The 19,696-nt window shown below is 71.3% G+C and carries 8 protein-coding genes; 5 read left to right on the forward strand and 3 right to left on the reverse strand.

Translation table 11 applies throughout. The annotated features are described in order from the left end of the window. Positions 1-9 precede the first annotated feature (9 nt). Positions 10-2,082 (reverse strand): serine/threonine-protein kinase, encoded by a 2,073-nt coding sequence (locus DB31_RS49925; protein WP_052419974.1) that lies wholly within the window; start codon positions 2,080-2,082, stop codon positions 10-12. Between the two features lie 121 nt (positions 2,083-2,203). On the opposite strand from DB31_RS49925, the gene DB31_RS15070 reads away from it, so the two are divergent. From DB31_RS15070 to ddpX, 4 genes are read left to right on the forward strand one after another with little or no spacing between them, the layout of a single operon-like run. Further along, the gene (locus tag DB31_RS15070) at positions 2,204-11,737 is read left to right on the forward strand and encodes a flagellar hook-length control protein FliK (protein ID WP_044187925.1); all 9,534 of its coding nucleotides are present in this window, start codon (positions 2,204-2,206) and stop codon (positions 11,735-11,737) included. Positions 11,738-11,750: 13 nt separating this feature from the next. Continuing rightward, positions 11,751-12,365 (forward strand): hypothetical protein, encoded by a 615-nt coding sequence (locus DB31_RS15075; protein ID WP_044187928.1) that lies wholly within the window; start codon positions 11,751-11,753, stop codon positions 12,363-12,365. Then, a complete protein-coding gene (gene queC, locus DB31_RS15080; protein WP_205628513.1) occupies positions 12,362-13,057 on the forward strand; it encodes a 7-cyano-7-deazaguanine synthase QueC in 696 nt (231 codons plus the stop codon). The genes DB31_RS15075 and queC overlap by 4 nt, the downstream gene beginning before the upstream one ends. 1 nt (position 13,058) lies before the next feature. After that, positions 13,059-13,658 carry a D-alanyl-D-alanine dipeptidase gene (ddpX, locus tag DB31_RS15085; RefSeq protein ID WP_044187931.1) on the forward strand — a complete coding sequence of 200 codons (600 nt, stop codon included), beginning with the start codon at positions 13,059-13,061 and terminating at the stop codon, positions 13,656-13,658. Between the two features lie 87 nt (positions 13,659-13,745). Here the strand turns inward: ddpX and DB31_RS15090 are convergent, their stop codons facing one another. After that, on the reverse strand, positions 13,746-15,035 hold the full coding sequence (locus tag DB31_RS15090; RefSeq protein ID WP_044187933.1) for a S8 family peptidase: 1,290 nt from the start codon (positions 15,033-15,035) through the stop codon (positions 13,746-13,748). A 179-nt stretch (positions 15,036-15,214) separates the two neighbouring features. Here DB31_RS15090 and DB31_RS15095 point away from each other — a divergent pair, with 179 nt between their 5' ends. Then, positions 15,215-17,728 carry a hypothetical protein gene (locus DB31_RS15095; protein WP_044187934.1) on the forward strand — a complete coding sequence of 838 codons (2,514 nt, stop codon included), beginning with the start codon at positions 15,215-15,217 and terminating at the stop codon, positions 17,726-17,728. Between the two features lie 12 nt (positions 17,729-17,740). Here the strand turns inward: DB31_RS15095 and DB31_RS15100 are convergent, their stop codons facing one another. After that, a complete protein-coding gene (locus DB31_RS15100; RefSeq protein WP_044187936.1) occupies positions 17,741-19,603 on the reverse strand; it encodes an MSCRAMM family protein in 1,863 nt (620 codons plus the stop codon). Positions 19,604-19,696 lie beyond the last annotated feature (93 nt).

Raw genomic sequence — 19,696 nt, forward strand, 5'->3', positions numbered from 1 at the left:
AGGCTTGCGTCAGTTCGGTTTCTGCAGCGTCTGCAGCGCGGCGGTTGCCTCATCCTGACCGCAGTTCTTCTCGCCGAGCGGCGCCGTCTCCTTGGGCTGCTCGGCGATTCTTTTGAGCGCGGGCACCGCGTCCTTGTCTCCCAGCGCTCCGAGCCTCCGCGCCGCCTTGGCCCGCACTTCGCAGTTCTCCAGGGCCAGCGCCGTCGAGTAGAGCTCCACCAGATCCAGCCCCTCCGTGTCCTGGGAGGCTTCGAGGTAGCGCAGCGCGCCCCACTGCTTCGAGGAGGCCGGGCCCTCCGCCAGCGTCTCGAAGTGGTCGTGCAGCCCGTCCTTCGGGAGTGAGCTCAGCAGCTTGCGCAGCGCCTTGTCGTTCTCGTCCGCGCCGAAGTCCTCCGCGAGCCCGTCGAGCGTCGGGTCCTCGAGGTCCTTCCGGTGGTCTGCGGGGAGGCCGAGCAGCACCTCGTGCTCATCGTCGTGCTTCTTCAGTGCGTGCAGGGCCAACGCACGCAGCTCGCGGACAGAGGGCTCCTTGCGATCCGATGCGGAGGCCGCGTCGATGCGCCGGATTGCCTCGGCGGGCTTGCCTGCCTCCAACAGCCGCCGGGCCTGCACCTCCGTGCTCCGCTCCCACAGCCAGATTCCCACGCCGCCCACGAGCAGGAGGCCCACGGTCAGGCCCAGTCCCCCGAGCCGGCCAGTCCGGCGGCGCAAGAGCACCGAAGGCTGCTGCTGCTGCGCGGGCTGCGGCGCGGATGTGACGGGAGCGGCTGTCTCGCTGCCAGTTGCCGCAGGTGGCAACGGGGAAGCAGGCGGGGGCACTCCGAAAACTGCTGTGTTGCTTCCGGTCTGAGGTGATGTCTGCGGTGCAGAAGCGGCGACGCCGAACGCCGCCGTGCTGCTGCTTGTGGGCGGCGGGGGAGAATCCCAGGGAACAGCGGGGCTCGCAGTGGCTGCTCCGCTCGAGGGGGAGTTGCTCGGAGCGTGCTCCCGTTGCCAGGGAACCGAGAAGGTGGGGGCGCCTTGAGGCAGTGGCGGCGCTGCGGTCGGCGATGGAGAGACTGCGAGATCCGAAGCCAGACCGAAGACGGCTGTGCCACTCCCCGTGGGGGGGAGGGGACCCGGGGACGGACTGGGTCCGGGCGACGTGGCTCCGAAGGCCGCCGTGCCGCTGGGGACAGGAACTGGAGCGCCCCCGCTGGACAGCTCCGTGCCAGGCGGTGTGAGGGCCGGGAGCGGACCGGAAGCGATGGCAGCCAGGGCCTCTGCCAGCGCGTGCGCGTTCTGGAACCGGTTCTCCGGATTCTTCTCCAGCAGCCGCATCACCAGCGCCACCAGCGGGCGGTGCGAGGCCAGCCACGGTGCGGCCTGCTCCAACGGCAGCGGCGCCACGTTGGCATGCTGCGCGATGTACTTGCGCGCATCCGGCCCATGGAACGGGAGCCGCCCAGACAGGATGCGGTACGCCACCACTCCGAAACAGTAGAGGTCGCTGCGCGCATCCACCCGGGCCCCGATGGCCTGCTCGGGGGACAGGTACTCGGGAGTGCCCAGCACCACGCCCACCTGGCTCACGGCACTGTCGGCGTCCGGCTCGACGAGCCGCGCGATGCCGAAGTCCAGCAGCCGGGCATGCTCGCCTCGGGCGGTAGGGGAGAGGAAGACGTTCTCCGGCTTGAGGTCCCGGTGGATGATTCCCTTGTCGTGGATGGCTGCCAGCCCCTCGGCCAGTTGGCGCAGCACCTGGAGCGCTCGTGAGGGGTCCAGAGGGCCGCTGCGGAGCAGCTCGAACAGGCTCTGCCCCTCCACCAGCTCCATCACCAGACAGGCCGAGTCATCCGTCTCGCCGAAGTCGATGATGCGCACCACCGCCGGGTGCTCCACCGCCGAGAGCAGGCGGGCCTCACGCTTGAAGCGCTCCAGCATGCCGTGCTGCTTGTGCAGATCATGGTGGAGCACCTTGATCGCCACCTTGCGATCCAAGGAGACCTGCTCGCCAAGGTACACCTCGCCCATGCCGCCGGAGCCAATGGGCCGGAGGACCCGGAAGCGGCCTTCGAGGACCAGGGAGCCGGGGGAGAGCACCGCTGCCCATCTTGTCCGAGTTTCGTGCGCCGCGCGATGTCTCGCTGTCTGCTCCTCGGCCGGGGGAACGGTAAAAATTTCGAGGGCTTAGCCACCGTGGTACCCTCTGCCCCTCACCCCGATGGCCACCGAAAGCGACTCCCCCAAGCCCGCGCCCGACTCGGGCGCCGCCGCCCCCGAGCTCCGGCTGCTGGACCGGCGCGCGTTCGTCGGCTTCCCGCCGCTGCCGCTCGCGCCGGGCCTCACCATCGCGGACTTCGCGCTACAGATTCCGGACGTCACCTTCCCCTTCAACGTCAGTGCGGGGCCGTCTCGCTACCAGCGCAAGAAGCTCAACTTCGGCTTCCTGGAGCTGACCGTCGACGCCGACCTGGTGGCGCGGAAGATCGGGGAGCTGGCCGGGCGGCTCGCGGGCATCGAGGACCTGAAGCTCCACTTCCGCCCCGGCTACGTGGAGGGCCAGGCCCGGTTGCAGGGCCCGGAGCGTACCCCCATCACCTTCAAGGTGGCCTTCGATGGGGATGGCGAGAAGCTCGCCCTCTACATCTATGACGTGCGGCTGTATGGGTTCTCGCCCACGGCCTCGGTGCAGGTGCCCGGCATCATTGCCTCGGCCGTCTCGGCGCTGGGGCTGCTGCCGGAGATGGAGGTGCAGGGCGCCACGGGCTTCACCACCCGCGTGCTGCCCGAGCTGTGCCGCCTGGCGTCGGTGACGCGCGGCTTCAAGATGCCCGAGCTGGACAACGCGCGCCTGTCCGCCGCGGAGGTGTCCAGCAAGGGCCTGCGCCTGCGCTTTGCCTCCGGGGGGCTGCCGCCTCCCTCGGCCCCAGATGATGAGCTGCTGATGACGCTGGAAGGCGCTCGGGCCTTCGCCGAGCCCGAGGCGCTCATTGCCCAGGGCCGGCTTGCCGATGCTCGCGAGGCCTATCTTCAGAGCGGAGATGCGCAGGATGCGCACCCGTTCGCCGCCGAGCGGCTGCTGTCGCTGCTCGTCGCGGATCCTCAGGCGCACGATCTCGCGCTCGATGTGGCGGCTTCCCTGCTGCGCCGCCGGGACAAGAGCCCTGCCGCCCTCTGGGGTGAGGCCGTGGTGCGTGAGCGCCGGGGCGAGGGAGCCCGTGCCGCCGAGCGCTATCTGGCTCTGAGCGCCCTCTCGCGCCGCACCTCCGAGGAGGCTGCGGCCTTCTTCGCCGCCGAGGCCGCTGCCCGCTGCTCGCGCGACACCGCGCCCGCCGTGGCGGTGAAGGCGCTCCATGAGCTGCTGGGCCTCCGGCCCGACCACCTGCCTTCGCTCAAAGCCCTGGCTCGCGCCTCGGACCAGGCGAAGGACCGGGCCGGCGCCGTGCGCGCTTATCGCCGCCTCGCCGCGCTGACGCGAGACCCGGCTGAGGCCGCGGATGCCCACGTCCACCTGGCCCAGCTGTGCGCCCAGACCGAGGACGATATCGCTGGTGCCCGGCTGCATTGCGAGGCCGCGCTGCGGCTCGCTCCGGACCAGCCGGATGCGCTGCTGTTGCTCGGCGAGCTGTGCCACCGCGACGGCGAGCACCTGCGCGCCCTCAAGGCGCTGGACCGGCTGCGCGAGGTGGCCCTGGCCCGCCATGAGCTCGACCGCGTGGGGCAGGCCAACCTGCTCGCGGGCCGGGTGTGGGAAGAGGGCCTCAAGCAGCTCGACAACGCGCTGCTGCGCTACCGCGAGGCCGTCACGCTGATGCCCGGCTCTCCCGAGCCGCTCTTCGCCGCCGGCCGTGTGGCCGAGGGCCTGGGCAAGGTGCAGGAAGCGCTCGCGGATTATCAGCAGGCCCTGGAGCTGGCGGGCCCCGCGCCGCGCTCGGAGTCCGTGCGCAAGGCCGCGCATTCCAGCCACCACGCCATGGCGCGGCTGGCTCGCACGAAGCTGGGAGACCCGGCGCGCGCCCGCGACCACCTGGAGGCCGCACTCGCTCTCGAGCCGCGCGACTTGACCGCTCTCGAGGAGCTGATTCCGTACTTCCGTGCCACCGGCCGTGCGCTGGAGCTGGCGGAGGCACTGGAGAAGGCCGCCGCTGTCTACGAGGAGCCCGTCAAGCGCGCCAACCTGTGGGCCGAGGCCGGTGAGCTGTATCGCGGACGGCTCCAGCAGCCCGAAAAGGCCGAGCGCCTCCTTCTCTCCGCCATCGAGGCGGACCCTGACAACAAGCCCGCCCTGGAGGCCATGCTCGCCCTGGCCGAGGCCCGGCGTGATGGCGGCCTGCTCACCCGCTGCCTCTCCGCGCTCGCGCGCCTGACGCCCGAGCCCAAGGAGCGCGCCCAGAAGTACCGCCGCCTCGCGGTGGCCGCGCGCGATCTCACCTTTGATCTGGAGCTCGCCGTCCAGGCGCTGCAGGAGGTGCTCAAGGCCGAGCCGGGTGATCTGCCCTCGCTGGGTGAGCTGTGCACCCTCCAGCGCAAGCGCTCGGACATGGCCGGGCTGGCCTTCGCGCTGGAAGAGCGCGCGCGCGTCGCCGAGGCCCAGGGTGACAAGCGGCTCGCGTCCTCGGCGCTCCGGGAGCTGGCGGGAGTGCTGGAGGCGCGGCTTGGCCGCATCGGTGAGGCGCTCGTGGCGATGGAGAAGGCCGCGCGCCTCGCGCCCGATCCCGCCGTGCTGCTGGACCTCGCGGACCTCTCGCTGCGCTGCGAGCGGCCGGAGCACGCTCGCGCCGCGCTGGAGACGCTGCTGGCCTCGCTGCCTCGCACCGCCGCTCCCGAGCGGCTCGCCGACATCCGTGCCCGCTTGGGCCGTGCGTGCGAGCTGCTGGGAGACCGCGAGGGCGCCATCGCCGCGTACGCACAGGCTTTCCCGCTGCGCCGCCTGGACGATGCGCTCGCCGCCCGGTTGGAGGCCCTCTATACGGAGGTCGGCGAGACCCGCGAGCTGGCAGAGCTGTGGGGCACCCGCGCCCAGGCGCTCGTCGCCGCGGAGCGCACCGTGGAGGCCGCGCCCCTCTTCCTCAAGAGCGCTCGTTTGCTGCTGGTGCGCGGCGAGAAGCCCGGCGCCCTGCTGCGCCTGTCCGCCGCGATCGAGGCCGATCCTCAGGGCCCCATGGCGGGCGAGGTGCTGGACCTGCTGGCCGAGCTTGAACTGGAGCGCGGCGAGAAGCTGGAGGCCGCGAAGCTCTATGCGCGCAAGGCCGCCCTGCTCGCCGACATCCGCGCGGGCGCCAAGTTGCTCTACCGCGCGTCGCTCCTGTCCGCGGGCACCACGCGCGAGGAGGCCTTCCTCGCCGAATCCCTCGAGAAGGACGCCACCTTCGCCCCCGCCCGCATGCGCCGGGGCGAGCTGCGCCTGCCCACGGATCCTCGCGGGGCCCTGGAGGACCTCGAGGCCGTCCTGTCCCTGCCTCCCACGGATCCGGACAGCCCTCGCGAGCAAGAGCTGCTCTCGCTGACCCGGAAGGCCGCGACTGCTGCGGTGCGCTCGGGTCGCACGGACTCCGCGCGCCGCCTGCTGGCGCAGTACTGCAGCCAGGCTCCGGCGGACCTCGATGCTCAGCTGGAGCTGGCGGTGCTGCACCGGAAGGTCGGCGCAAAAGAGGCACTGGCGGATCTGCTGACCACGCTGTGGCCCCGTCTCTCCGGAGAGGCCCAGCGCAATGCCCGCCGCGAGCTGGCGGAGCTGGCCCTGGCCCTGGGCCGTCCCAACGAGGCCATCTCCGCCCTGCGAGCACTGCTCGTCGAGGAGCCGAGAGACTTGTGGGCCGCGCAGTCCCTCCTGTCGCTGCTCCCGCCGCCGGGCGCGGGCACCGAGGAGCAGGAGGCCGAGCGGCTCACCCTGCTCAGCACCCAGATCTCCGCCGCCGAGGGCGAGGACCGCGCCGAGCTGCTGGCCCGCCGTGCCGCGCTCCACCGCTCCGCGGGCCGCGTCATCGCCGCACGGGATGACTACTCCGAGGCCGCCCGCCTCGCCCGTCGTCCCGCGCCGCTGCTGATCTCCCTGGCCGAGCTGGCCCGTGAGGCTGGCGACGAGTCCGCCGAGCTGGCCGCGTGGCGCAAGGCCGTGGCCTCCGAGTCGAGCCTGGGCGAGCGCGCGCGGGAGCGTCTGCTCGCGATCGCCGCCTCGCTCATGGAGAAGGATGCGCGCGCCGAGGCGCGGGAGGCGCTGCGGGCCGCCGTCGCGCTGGAGCTCCCTGCCACCGAGCGCTGTGAGGCCTTCTTCTCCCTGGCCCTGCTCGCCCGCCGGGATGGGCAACCGGACGCCGAGGCCGAGGCGCTCGCGGAGGCCGCGCGCCAGGGCCCTGTGTCTCGCCGCGTGGAGGCGCTGCTCGCCCGCGCTGCCCTGCTGGAGCAGCACCAGAAGCGCGCCGAGGCCGCGCAGAGCCTGCACGAGTCGCTCACCCTGGCACCCCGTCACCCGGGCGCCACCGCCGCGCTGCAGCGCGTGCTCCGCGAGCTGGAGGACTGGGCGGGCCTGGCCGCGCTCCTTGCCTCCGAGGCGCCTCATGCGCCCGCCGCGACCGCTGCCTCGCTGTACTCCGAGCTCGCGGGGCTGTACCTCGATCGGCTGAACCAGCCCGGCCCCGCCGAGGCCTCGCTGCGTGAGGCCCTGCGCCTTGCTCCGGATGACGCGAAGGTGCGCCGCCGGCTCGTCTCGCTCATCGTCGAGAACGGCGAGCTGCTGGAGGCCGCCTCGCTGCTGGAGGCCGCCGCCGAGAACGCCGAGCCCGAGGAGGCCGCTGCCTTTCTGCGCGAGGGTGCTGCCCATGCCCGCGCCGCCTCCGAGCCCGAGCGCGCCTTGCGGATGGTCCGCCGTGCCCACACGCTTCTGTCTGCGGACGGCGCGGATCTGGAGGTGCTCACCGAGCTCCTCTTCCTGCACGGTGATGTGAAGGAGGCCCTGCCGCTCCAGGAACGGCTCGCGTCCTCCGTGGACTTCGCGAAGGCTCCGGAGCAGGCGGAGGCCGCGTTCCGCCGTCTGGGTGAGCTGGCCGAGCGCGCGGGAGACACGAAGCGCGCGGTGAGGGCATGGCGCCGGCTGACCGAGCAGAGCCCTCGGGACGAGCTGGCCGTCCAGCGGCTCGCCGCGCTCCTCGAGAAGCAGGATCCCCGGAGCGCGTTCGAGGTGCTCGTTACCCACGCGCGGTCGCTGCCTCCCTCGCAGGATGCGGTGGAGCGGCTCGTGGCGCTGTCGGAGCGGGCCCGCGCCTCGCTGGCGGATGTGGACGTGGCCGCCTCGCTGCTGGCCCGTGCGGCGGAGATCTCCGCCCAGCCGCTGCCGCTGCGCCAGAAGCTCGCCGCGCTTTACCGGGAGCAGGGCCGCACCCAGGAGCTGCTCGCGGAGCTGCGCCGGATCGCCGCGCTCAGTGTTCAGCTTGAGGAGCTGGACGCGGCCGTCACGGCCTACAGTGAGGAGGCCCGGCTCGCCGAGGACGTGGGCCGGATCGATGAGGCCCTCGAGGCGCTTAGCGAGCTGAGGGACTTGCTGGAGTCCCAGGAGAAGCCCGCCGCTGCTGCCGCGCACGAGCGCCGCCGCGCCGAGCTGCTGCGGGATGTGAAGCTGGACCTCCCTGCGGCTGAGGAGTCCCTGGAGCGCTCGTTCCGGCTCAACGCGGACCTCGAGACGACGCAGATGGGCGAGTCGCTCGCGGCCCGCCGCGAGGATGCGGCCACGCAGGCGCGCTGGCTGGAGCGCATGCTGCCGCTGCAGGCCGGAGCGCACGAGCAGGGTGGGGTGCTCCTGCGGCTGGCGCGGCTCTACCTGGGCGTCCTGGCGGACTCGGCCAAGGCGGAGGACTTCCTCCGGGACGCGCTGCGCCGCGACCGCTCCCTGGCCGAGGCCCAGAAGCGCCTGGAGGAGCTGCTGGAGCACGACGGGCGCATGGCCGAACTGGCCGCCTGGTACGAGGACTCCGCCGCGCAGGAGTCGGACACGGGACGCCGTGCGCTGCTGCTGCGCCGCGCCGCCACGCTCTACCGGGATCGCGCGGGCCGTCCCGAGGCCGCTGCCGCCGCGCTGCTCGCCGCGCGTGCCGCTGAGCCGGATGATCTGGAGCTCACCGCTCAGGCCTCCGACCTGCTCCACGAGGTGGGCCGCAGCGAGGACGCGGCGGAGTTCGACGCGCTCCTGCTGGAAGCCGATCCGTTCCGCGAGCCTGTCTTCACCCGCCACCGGGACTTCCTGGTCGAGACGGCGGACCCCCAGTCGCTCGCGGCGCTGATGCTGCGCCGGGCAGAGCGTCAGCAGCCCGCGGAGGCTGCCGAGAGCTACCTCATTGCCGCCCAGGCGTTCCGCGACGCGGGCGCCCGGGAGCGCGCGCTCCTGTGCGAGGACCGGGCCTTCGAGCTGGCTCCCTCCAACACCCAGGCCTTCGAGCTGCTGCGTGAGCGGATGTCCGGAGACGTGCGCCGCTTGGCGGAGCTGCTGGCCCAGCGCGCTGCCGCCGTGTCTTCCGAGCAGGCGCTGCCGCTGCTGCGCGAGCGTGCCAACCGCCTGCTGCAGGCCGGTGAGTCGCTCCTGGCCGCCGAGGCCTTCGATGCGTACCTGGCCCAGGCCGGTGAGGACGTGGAGGCTCTGTCCGCGCGCGCCGAGCTGGCGGCTCAGGGCGGTGGTCCGATCGCGGCCCAGCCTTACGATCGGCGGTTGCTGGCCGTAGAGGCCTCGCTGCCCGTGCCCCTGCGCGCGCAGACCTGGCTTCGGCTGGGGCATGCCTCGCTCGCCTCGGGCGCGTACCGGGACGCGGCGGATGCCTACGAGGCCGTGGTCTCGCTGGACCCCGAGGGCGAGCGCGGCAGGGAGGCGCTGTCGCTGCTGACGGAGGCGTACTCGCGCACGGGCGACACCGAGGGCCTCTATCGCACGTCGCTCCTGCTCGCGCGCAAGGCCGAGGGGCCGACGGCCGAGGTCCTCTACCGCCGTGCCGCGGACCTCTTCGATGATCCGAAGGCGGCCATCGACGCGCTGCTGCCGCTGACGCGCATTCGCCCGGCGGACTCCACCCTCATCGATCGCGCGGTGGAAGGCCTGCGTGCCCTGGGCCGTCACTCGGAGCTGCTCGACGTCTACGAGGCCGGTGCCACGGCGGCGGGAGGCTCTCGCGCCGCGGAGCTGCTGCTGGCCGCCGCGAACGTGGCCGACACCGAGCTGTCCGAGCCCGAGCGCGCCTGGACGCTGCTGCTGCGGGCCGCGGAGGCAGACCCCTCGAACGAGGCGGCGCTGCGCAAGCTCGTGGAGGGCCTGCGCCAGCGCGGTGACAACGCGCGCCTGCTGGAGGCCCTGCAGCGGCTGGTCGAGAAGACGAAGGACTCGGACGAGGCCTCGCTGATGAGGCTGGAGATCGCCTCGCTTGCTCGCGCTGCCGGTCAGGACGAGCTCGCCCGCGACATGCTGGAGGCGGTGGTGGAGCGGGGCGCCTCGGGCTCTGGCTATGGCGACGCGCTCGAGGGGCTGGAGCCGCTGCTGGAGGACATGCCCTCCCGCCGCGCAGAGGTCCGTGCGGCCCGGGCCGAGCTCGCCGAGGGCGCGGCTCAGGCGGAGCTGCTCGTCCTGGCGGCGACGGACTTCGAGACCGCGGGCCGGATTCCTGATGCGGTGAAGGCGGCGAAGGCTGCCGCGGCCCTCGCGCCCGAGGTGCCCACCCTGCGGTTGCTGGCGCAGCTGTACCGCACCTCGGGAGAGACTCCGCGCGCGGCCAAGGCCCTGCTGCTGGCGGTTCGTGCCGCCACGGCCGAGGAGAAGCCCCAGTTGCTGCTGGAGGCCGCCGAGCTCTGGGAGCAGGCCGGAGAGAAGGCCGAGGCCCTGGAGGTCACCGAGCGCATTGCCTCCGAGACACCGGGGGCGCAGACGCCCGCCGAGCTGGCCGAGCGCTTCCTGCGGCTCGGGGCTCCGGCCCGGGCGGTCGCCGTGGGCTTCGGGCCCGCGATGAAGGCGGGAGAGTCCGCGCAAGCTCTGGCCCTGGCGGACAAGGCAGGGGACTCGGCGCGCGTGCGCGAGGCGCTCTGGGCGCTCGTGGCGGCGCCAGAGGTGGCTGCCTCGCACGTGGACAGACTCGTGGAGGCGTTGCGCGCCGAGGACGAGCGCGAAGGGCTGCTGCGGCTGGCGGACCTCCGCGCCGAGCGCGACGACGAGCTCGCGGTCACGCTGCGAGGAGAGGTGCTCGATGCGGAGCAGGCACCTGTGGAACTGCGCCTGAGCGCTTTCGACGCGCTGGCCTCGGGCCCGGACTTCGACACCCGGCTCACGAGTCTGCTGCCAGGAATCGGCAAGCTGCCGGAGAAGCTCTCCGAGGCGGTGCTCGTCCGAGTCCGGGTGCTGCCCACCGAGGAGAAGCTCGAGGCGCTGGGCGCCGTGGCGGAGGGCTGGCCGGAGCGCCGTGCGGCCTTCCTGCGCGAGCGCCTCCAGTTGGAGCGTGTCGAAAACCGCAACGAGGATGCCGAGCACACCCTGTCCCAGCTTGTCGAGGGCGAGACGGACACTTCGGCGCGCGTGGCCCTGCGGCTGGAGCTGGGCGAACTGCTGCTGACGAACGCCCGGAAGGCGCGGGCGCGGGACATCTTCGAGCGCACCCTGGCGGAGGACGCCACGTGCCTGCCGGCGGTGAAGCACCTGCTGGCGCTCTACAACGAGAAGGATGACGCCGAGGCCTTCGTTCAGCTGGCCGGGCGCCTGGAGTCCCTGGCGGGCGCCGAGGCGGTGGAGCCCTACCGCGAGCGCATGGCAGATGCCTACGAGGCACTCCAGCGGCCGGGAGACGCGGCGGCCCAGCTCGTGCTGTTGCCCGAGACGCCCGAGCGGCTCCAGCGGCGCGTGCGGCTGGCGGTGGATCGCGGCCTCACGGGCGAGGCGCTGCAGCTGCGCGAGCGGCTGACGGAAGAGCCCTCGGTGCTGGAGTCCATCCTCCGGGGTTACCTGGACGCGCAGCTCATCCCGTTCGCGGTGAAGCTGGCCGAGCGGCTCCTGTCGCGGGAGGCCCTCTCGCTCGAGGCCACGCGCCTGGTGGCCGAGCGGCTCGCTCCCTCGCACGAGGGCGCCAGTCTGGCCGTGCGCCTGTGGCCGGGGCTGCTGAAGGAAAAGACCATCGATATCGATGGGTGGACGCTGTACGCGGAGGCCCTGCGTCAGCTTGGCCGGAACGAGGCCGCCGAGCGCGTGGATGGCATCGCCGCGGCGCTGTCCGCCAGCGAGTCGCCTGCTCCCTCGGCGCACGTCATGCCGTTGCCCCCGCCGGGTACCTTCCGCCACCCCACGCCCTCGGGCGCGGTGCCTGTGACGGAGGAGACGCTGCCCCGGCTGTACGCAGCGCTCCGGCCCACGCTGAAGAAGCTGGGCGCGGGCAACCCGCAGCTGCTGCTGGATCCTTCGGGAGGGGTGGAGGCGTACCTCGCCAGCCCGGACGAGCTGGTGCTGGGAGCAGGGGCTCTGGGGTGCTTCGGCCCGGTGGAGCTGAGCTACCTTTGCGCGCTGGCGCTGAGCTTCGGCGAGAAGGGCATTGCGCTCGTGAAGCCGGGCTCGGCCGAGGGTCTGGAGCAGGCGGCGGTGGAGGCCTTCCGCGCGGTGCCAGCCTCGCTGGCCGCGGGGCGGGTGCTGGCGCGGCTGGACCCGGACATGCGCGGCGGAGACCCGAGCGACGTGGACGAGGGGGCGGTGCTGTCCGCCAACCCGGCCTTCCGCGCGGTGGCCCTCACGGTGCTCGAGCTCGTGTAGGCTGCGCGCTCGCATGCACCTCCGACGACTTGTCCTCGCATCCTCCCCGGTCCTGGCGCTGGTGGCCGTGGCCTGCTTCTCCGACCCGGTGTACCCCGGCGATCAAGTGCTGGGGACGTTCCGGTTCGATGCCACGATTGACCGCAATCGCACCACGTGCACGGGGCAGCCGGGCGAGCCCGTGAACCTCGGTGACGGAGGCTTCATTCGTTTCGAGGGCACGTACTCGCGCGAGCTGGACGGCGGCAAGGGCTTCTTCACGGTGCAGGGCTTCTCGCGCTCGGCGCAGTACGAGGGCCAGCGGGTGGTGTCCACGCACGAGGTGGCGGCGGCCTTCCAGAACTGCGGCTCGGGCTGCTCGGGCTCGAAGGTGGCGGAGACGCTGGACACGGTCCTCCTGAGCAACAGCCAGGACGAGCTGGTGGGCCGCAGGTGCTCGGGGCTGCAGGCGGACGGAGGCGTGCCAGAGGACGGAGGCGCTCAGCCGCCGGGCCCCACGCCCAACGGATATGACGCGCAGCGCGCGTGCGGGACCTTGACGGATGACTTCATCCCCGGCACGAGCAACTGCACGTGCACCAAGCCCTGCAAGGCTGTGTACACGGTGGAAGGCATCAAGGTGAACTGATGAAGAAGGCTGTGGTGTTGTTGTCGGGAGGGTTGGACTCCACCACCTGTCTGGCGATGGCGAAGGCGGCGGGCTTCGAGCCGGTCTGCCTCGGCATTGCGTACGGACAGCGCCACGCGGTGGAGCTGGAGCGGGCGCGCAAGGTGGTCGCCAGCATGGGCGTGAGGGACTTCCGCGTGGTGAACATCGACCTGCGCAGCGTGGGCGGCTCGGCACTGACGGCGGACATCCCGGTGCCCAAGGACCGGCCCGAGAAGGAGATGTCGCACGGCATCCCGGTGACGTACGTGCCGGCGCGCAACACGCTCTTCCTCTCGCTGGCGCTGGGGCTCGCGGAGGTGGTGGGGGCGCAGGATCTCTACATTGGCGTGAATGCGGTGGACTACAGCGGTTACCCGGACTGCCGGCCGGAGTTCATCCGGGCCTTCGAGACGCTGGCGAACCTGGCGACGAAGGCGGGCGTGGAGGGTGCGCGCTTCCACATCCACGCGCCGCTGTCGGGGATGACGAAGGCGGAGATCATCCACGAGGGCGTTCGGCTGGGCGTAGACTACGGGATGACACACTCGTGCTACGACCCGGACACCCAGGGCCGCGCTTGTGGGCGCTGCGACAGCTGCCTGCTGCGCAAGAAGGGCTTCGAGGACGCGGGAGTCCCGGATCCAACTGCGTACACGACGGAGGGGAAGTGACATGCTGCCTGCGGCGAAGCTGGTGGTGACGCTGTGGCTGTCCGCGGGCGAGCCGGCGGTGGTGGACGCCACGGAGGTGATTCCGGATCTCGTGGTGGACCTGCGCTACGCCACGGAGGACAACTTCCTGAAGCGGGCTGTGTACCCGGCGGACGCGCGCTGCATGCTGCTGAAGGACACGGTGCAGCGGCTGAAGAAGGCGGCGGACACGCTGCGGCCCCAGGGCTACCGGCTGAAGGTCTACGACTGCTACCGTCCGCGCGCCGTGCAGTACGAGATGTGGAAGATCATGCCCCAGCCCGGCTACGTGGCGAATCCGAAGTTCGGCTCGAACCACAACCGGGGTGCGGCGGTGGACCTGACGATGGTCACCACCGAGGGCGGCGACGTAGAGATGCCCACGAAGTTCGACGACTTCACCCCCGCGGCGCACCACGGCTACAAGGGCGGCACGGAGGCCTCGCGCAAGCACCGGGAGATTCTCCGCGAGGCCATGGAGGGCGTCGGCTTCAAGCGCAACCAGATGGAGTGGTGGCACTACGACTTGCCGAACGCCAAGAAGCTGCCCGTGCTGGACGTGCCCTTCACCAAGCCCCAGTGAGGAGCGCCCCTCACTCCGAATAGCAAAAGGCCCCAGGCTCGCGAGAACCCGGGGCCTTTCTCTTTCACAGCAACGGCTGGGGCGCGCTTACTGCGCGGAGGACGGGGTGGACGCCGGCGTGCCGCCGCCGATGAAGCCCATGTAGCCCAGCTTGTTCGGCGAGCACTTGCCCGGCGAGCCCACCTTGTTGGGCGTCGAGTTGTCCAGCAGCGCCTTGGCCACGTCGTTCGGCGAGGCGTTCGGGTGGGCGCCCAGGTAGAGCGCCGCCATGCCCGCCACGTGCGGAGTGGCCATGGACGTGCCGCTGATCGTCTTGTTGTCCGCGTCGCCCGTGTTCCACGACGAGGTGATGTTGTGGCCCGGCGCGAAGATGTCCACGCAGCCGCCAAAGTTGGAGAAAGTGGCCCGCGTGTCGTCCTTCGTTGTCGCGCCCACGGTGATGGCCTCGGCCGTGCGCGACGGCGAGGTGTTGCACGCGTCCTTGTTGTCGTTGCCCGCCGCCAGCGCGTACACCACGCCTGCGGCCACGGACCGGCGAACCGCGTCATCCAGCGCCCGGTCCGCGCCGCCACCCAGGCTCATGTTGGCCACCGCGGGCAGCTGCCGGTTGCTCGTCACCCAGTCGATGCCCGCAACCACGCCGGCCGTCGAGCCCGAGCCCGAGCAGCTCAGCACGCGCACCGCGTGCAGCAGCACGTTCTTCGCCACGCCGAAGGTGCTGCCACCCACCGTGCCCGCCACGTGCGTGCCGTGGCCGTTGCAGTCGTTGCCCTTCTGCCCGTCGCCGATGGCGTCGTAGCCCACGTCCGCGCGCCCGCCGAACTCGCTGTGCGAGATGCGGATGCCCGTGTCGATGATGTACGCGTGCACGCCCTTGCCCTGGGCCGCGGACGTGTACTTCGTGTCCAGCGGCAGGTCGCGCTGATCAATCCGGTCCAGGCCCCACGTGGCGTTCGACTGCGTGTCGAACACCGTCAGCACCTGGTTCTCCTGCACGTACGCCACCTCGCCGTCGGTGGACATGGCCTGGGCCTGGGCCTCGGTCATCTTGCTGGCGAAGCCACGCAGCGCGTTCTCGTACGTGGCGAACGAAGTGCCGCCGTACTTGCCCGTGAGCTGCTGCGCCAGCGGCGCCACCGGCTTCGGCTGCACGCCCGGCGCCGGATCCTTCAGCACCACCACGTACTCGCCGGAGATGGGCTTGTCGACCTTGACGAACTTCTCCTGCGCGGCCTGCGCCGCCGTCAGCGTCACGCCACTGGGGCAGTCGCCCGGCGGTTTTCCGTCGTCTGGAGGCGTCGGCGACTTCGGGCATGCCGTCAGCAGGGATACGGCCATGCAGGACACAGCCAGCTTCGCTACGGTGAAGACTCTCATCAGTCACCTCGTTTCACTGCGAATTACAGGTTTTCCACTCTAAGAGATGTTGCTGACATCCTCGCTCTGACGGAGGACGCGTCAGAAGAACGGGGGTTCACCACTGAACGCAATCGGACAGTGGGAGGTGTGTGGAGGTGATCGTCGCTGCCCCCCGGCGATGGACTAAAGAGTTAGACATGGCTGCTGTCCCCGAGAGTTCCCTGCGCCGAGGCGCGGAGGTCCGTTGCCCGGCCTGTCTCCGTTTCAAGGCTCCGCACGGGATGTGTCCCACGTGCGGCTGTGGTGAGGTGCCCTTGGAGCGCCATGGCGCCGCGCGCACGTTGCTTCAGGCCGGTGTGGATCGCTTCGCCCTGGCGCAGCGGGTGGCCGCGCTGGAGCCTGGGCAAGCGGAGTGGATGGAGCAGCAGTACGCCGCGCAGTGGGAGAAGGCCTGGCCGCTGCTCGAGGACGTGCGCCGCTGCGAGGAGCACCTGCTCCAGAAGGGCTTCGTCGAGGACGCGGTGGAGCAGCTGGCTGCGCTCATACCCGGAGGGCTGAGGCTGGTGTCACCGGAGGGCGGCCCTCTCGAGCACCCCGAGACGCTGGAGGGCCTGTTCGCCAAGGGCGCCTCGTGGGAGGTGCGGCAGCTGGCCGGGCTCGCGCTGGTGCACCAGGGCAAGGTCTCCCAAGAACTCTCCTATCTGGTGCGCTCGTGCCTGAGCGACGACCGGGAACGGATCCGTGTGGAGACCGCGCTCGCCGTGTCCCGCTGGCGGGTGTTCGAGTGGATCCGGATTGGGGTGAAGGGCTGGGAGCAGGTGCGGGAGATCGCGCGCCGCGCCATGGCTCAGCCGGAGCTGACTGCCCGGGCCGCGGTGGCGTGGGCGCGGGCGTCTCGGGGGAAGGAACTCGAGGTGGATGTGCTCTTCGCTCTCCGGCAGGGGCTCGAGCATCCGGATCCCGACGTGCGCTTCGAGTGCGCGCTGTGCCTGGATAACGAGGCGGAGCTGCTGGCAGCGCTCGGATCGCAGGACACTCAGAAGGTCTCCCGGGCCCGCCGGGTTTTGACCACCTTGCGATCGGCGAGCCTCTTCGAGCAGCTGGTTCGCAGGGGAGACGCGGGCTTCGTGCGAGACGTGGTCGCGACGCTCCCGCAGGAGGTGCCGGACGAGGCGCTGGAGGCGCTGCTCTCCCGCTCGGAGCAGGGCCCCGGCCGTTTGACAGAGGCTCTGCTCCCATTGGTGGAGGGGCGTCCCTTCGCGGGGTGGTCCGAGGCCGCCCGGGATCGCTGGAGCTATTGGGCGCGGGTTGTGCTTCCCGGGGCGCCTCCCGAGGTGGCCCTGCGCCTCCTTCGATGGGTGGGTGAGCCACCGGTGGCAGCGGGCCCGGCGCGGGTCTTCGTGGAGGCCACGGCCGAGACCCTCGCGCGAGCGCCCGCGGACGTACGGGCGCGCAGCCTGGAGGACATCGGCTTCTCGCGCTTCCTCGCGCTGGCAGGCCCCCAGGAGGAGCCGCTGCTGAACCAGTGGGCGCGCGAGGCGGAGAGCGGTGCTCCGCTGGCCCAGGCGCTCATGACGCTGACCTCGCGCCTCCAGGACTGGCAGGAGCCGCCGGAACAGGCCGCCCGCGTGCTGAACGCGGTATGGGAAGGCCCTGGACGGCAGGCGCTGCTGGAGCCGCTGAAGCAGGCGGTGCGTGACTGGAGCGGCATTGTCGGCCGGGTCGTGCTCATCGATGCCGTGTGGCAGCGCTTCCACGAGCACCCGGACGAGCGCGCGGATCTGCTCTTCGTCTTCGCCCCGTGGCGGCAGGAGCTGTGGGAGCGGCAGCTCGCGTCGCCAGAGGATGCCGTCACGCGCTTTCAGGCGTGGTGGCATGTGGATCCGGAGGGGTTTGCGCGTCAGGCGGATCTCCTGATGCAGGATGCTCCCGTGGATGAGCTGCCGAGGCGCGTGCAGTGCGTGCTCTCCGCGGCGGCAGACAGGGTGATGCTCCAGCCTCGCACCACCTCCCTGGCCGTGTTCTACGCGGCGGCGGCGCTGGCCAATGCGTTCCGGGCAGGAGCGGACGAGCTCGCTCCGGAGGTCGAGCGCTTCCTGGAGTGGTTCCCCGGGTTCGAGCGGCGCGTGCAGACCACACCGCCCGAAACGACTGACCGGGCACCCCGGCGGGACTTCCTGGAGGAACTGCACACCGAGGTCCGGCTGATGCGCGAGCGCCTCGAAGCGCTGCGCGAGGAGGCGGACCGGCAGTGGCAGGAGGAGCTGCGGCGGAAGGTGGAGGAATCCCGGCGCCGCGACATGGAGCGCCAGGCCCGGGAGGCCGAGAAGGCTGCGGAGGAATCCCGGCGCAAGGCGGAGGAGGCGCGGCGCGTGCTGGAGGCCCAGCGTGCCGAGCAGGCGGCGCACCTCGCTGACACGCTCGAACAAACCTCGGAGCCAGAGGCGGCGACGCGAAAGCTGCGCCCGCGCATCGACAGCAAGTCCATCGACATGGAGATCATCTTTCCGGGCAAGGCGCTCCCCACGCTGCTGGACTACGCGCGGCTGTTGAAGACCCTGGGCCTGGGGGATCCTTTGAAGGCCCTCTCATCGGCGGGACTCGATATGGCCGGTTGGGTCGCCGAGGCCACCGCCTGGGGGCAGGCGCTGACAGGGCGCCTGGAGCTGGGCCTGCGCTTCGGTGAGCTGATGACCGCTCCCTGGGAGTGAGCGGCTCCATCCTCACGGCGTGGGGACGATGATGTCTCCCACGTCGTTGTCCTGATCCGGCAGGACCTTCACAGGATGGGTCGTGGAGGGAGCTCCACGGAGAATTCCCTGCTGGGTTCCTCGCGTGACTTTGAGAAGGAATTCTCCGGGTTGGACGCCAGCGAAGCTGAAGCGGCCATCCTTCCCCGTGCCGCCCCTCCCCATGGTGTTGCGCATGTAAATCAGCGGGTGGTGCACCCAGCCATTCTCCAGCGGTTGCCGCGAGGCCTCATCGATGAGCCGTCCCTTCATGGTGACTCCGGGCGTGACGGTGACCTCCAGCTCCTTCAGCTCTCCTGGCTGCAGCTCGACGGCGACCGTGGCCGCCATATCCTCCGCCTTCACCGCGAAGTGCTTGAGCCCTGGGGCAAGCCCTCGCAGATCGAACCGGTCACCGGTGAAATCGGAATAGTAATTCCAGCCCTCCTTTCGGTCCCCGGAAGGGATGATGACCTCAATGCGTCCCACGGGAATCCCCAACGGGTGGAGGACCCGGCCTCGAATGGCCGCCAGCGCAGGCTGCGCGGAACCCTCCGTGGCCTCTGGGACCTGGCATGTCACGTCATCGCGAGGCTCGCAGGTCCACACCACGGAGGCATGCTCGCCCGCGGCCAAGGTGACGGGTGGGGGCCTGTACCGGCCTCTTTGCGGGAGGGCGACTCCCGGGACATGGGTTCCCGGCGCCAGTGGACCGAGGGTGAACGCGCCGTGCTCATCCGTCACCGCGAGCGCACGGCTCCGGTGAGCCAGGCCCGACGATCCTGCCATGCGGCGCCAGGTCTCCACCTTCGCGCCGATCACCGGCGAGCCATCCTTTCGAAGCATCGTCCCCGAGAGCCGCGCACCCGCGCCGAGCGTGACACGCAGCCCACGCACGCGATCCCCCTCGTCCACCGCCACCGCGTCCAGCACTCCGGTCTCCTCGCCCTGTCGCGAGGACACGGTATAGGTCCCCGGAGGCACATCGATGGCGAAGTGTCCCTCGCCGTCCGTGAGGACTGTCGCGTCATATTGGGAACTGGTGGTGGAGACCTCCGCTCCCGGGGCGGGTGCCCCATCCGCATGCACCACCGTTCCTTCGAGCTGCCCGGACCGAGACAGCTCCAGCGTGAGGCGGCTCTGCGGAATCCCGAAGACTGGGATCTCCACCCGGGCGTAGCCCGAGGCCTGTGCCTCGACGCGATAGGTGCCTGGGGCCAGGCCCGAGAGCATGAACTCGCCAGCCTCGTTGCTCGTGGCCAGGAGGCCCTCGTCCTCGGGGGAGTCGGGCCGTGCCTGCGGTGCGGACATGACGCCTGGAGGCGTCACGAGGATCTCCGCGTTCTCGATGGGCTTGCCCGTCTCCTTCTCCAGGATGAGGCCGGACAGCTCAGCCGCTCGCTCCAGGTTCAGCCGCACGCGGGTCCTCGCAGGCCCCGGGGGCTGCACCACCGTCACATAGCCTGGAGCGAGCCCCTCCGCGTGGACCGTCACGTAATAGCTCCCGGGCGCCACGGGCGGAGTCCACCGTCCATCAGCTCCCGTCACCCCGCTGTCCACACCGATCCACTGCGCCGGGAAGGAGAGGAGCTCCGCAGGCTGCCGTGCGTAGAGCTGCACGGATGCGCCGGGCAGCGGCGCGTCCTTGGAGAGGACCTCCACCACCAGGGCCCCTGCGTGGGACGGCGCTCCCATGGAGCGGGGCGAGTCGTCGAGGGCTCGCTCACCGGACACGGGCTGCGGACGGGCCCGGGACGACGTCTTCGGGCCGCGAGGACCTGGGCGCGTCCGCGAGGCGGGTACCTCGTCTTCTGCGCTCCTCCAGAGACCGAGCCCCAGCAGCAGCAGCAAGGCCATGAGGGCTCCACCCACACCCACGGCCTTCCGGCTTACTCGACGCTCTCCCATGGAGACAAATGTACCGGGAGCCCCACGCCCCACTGAAGACGA

This window comes from Hyalangium minutum, from assembly GCF_000737315.1.
Classification (GTDB): Bacteria; Myxococcota; Myxococcia; order Myxococcales; family Myxococcaceae; genus Hyalangium; species Hyalangium minutum.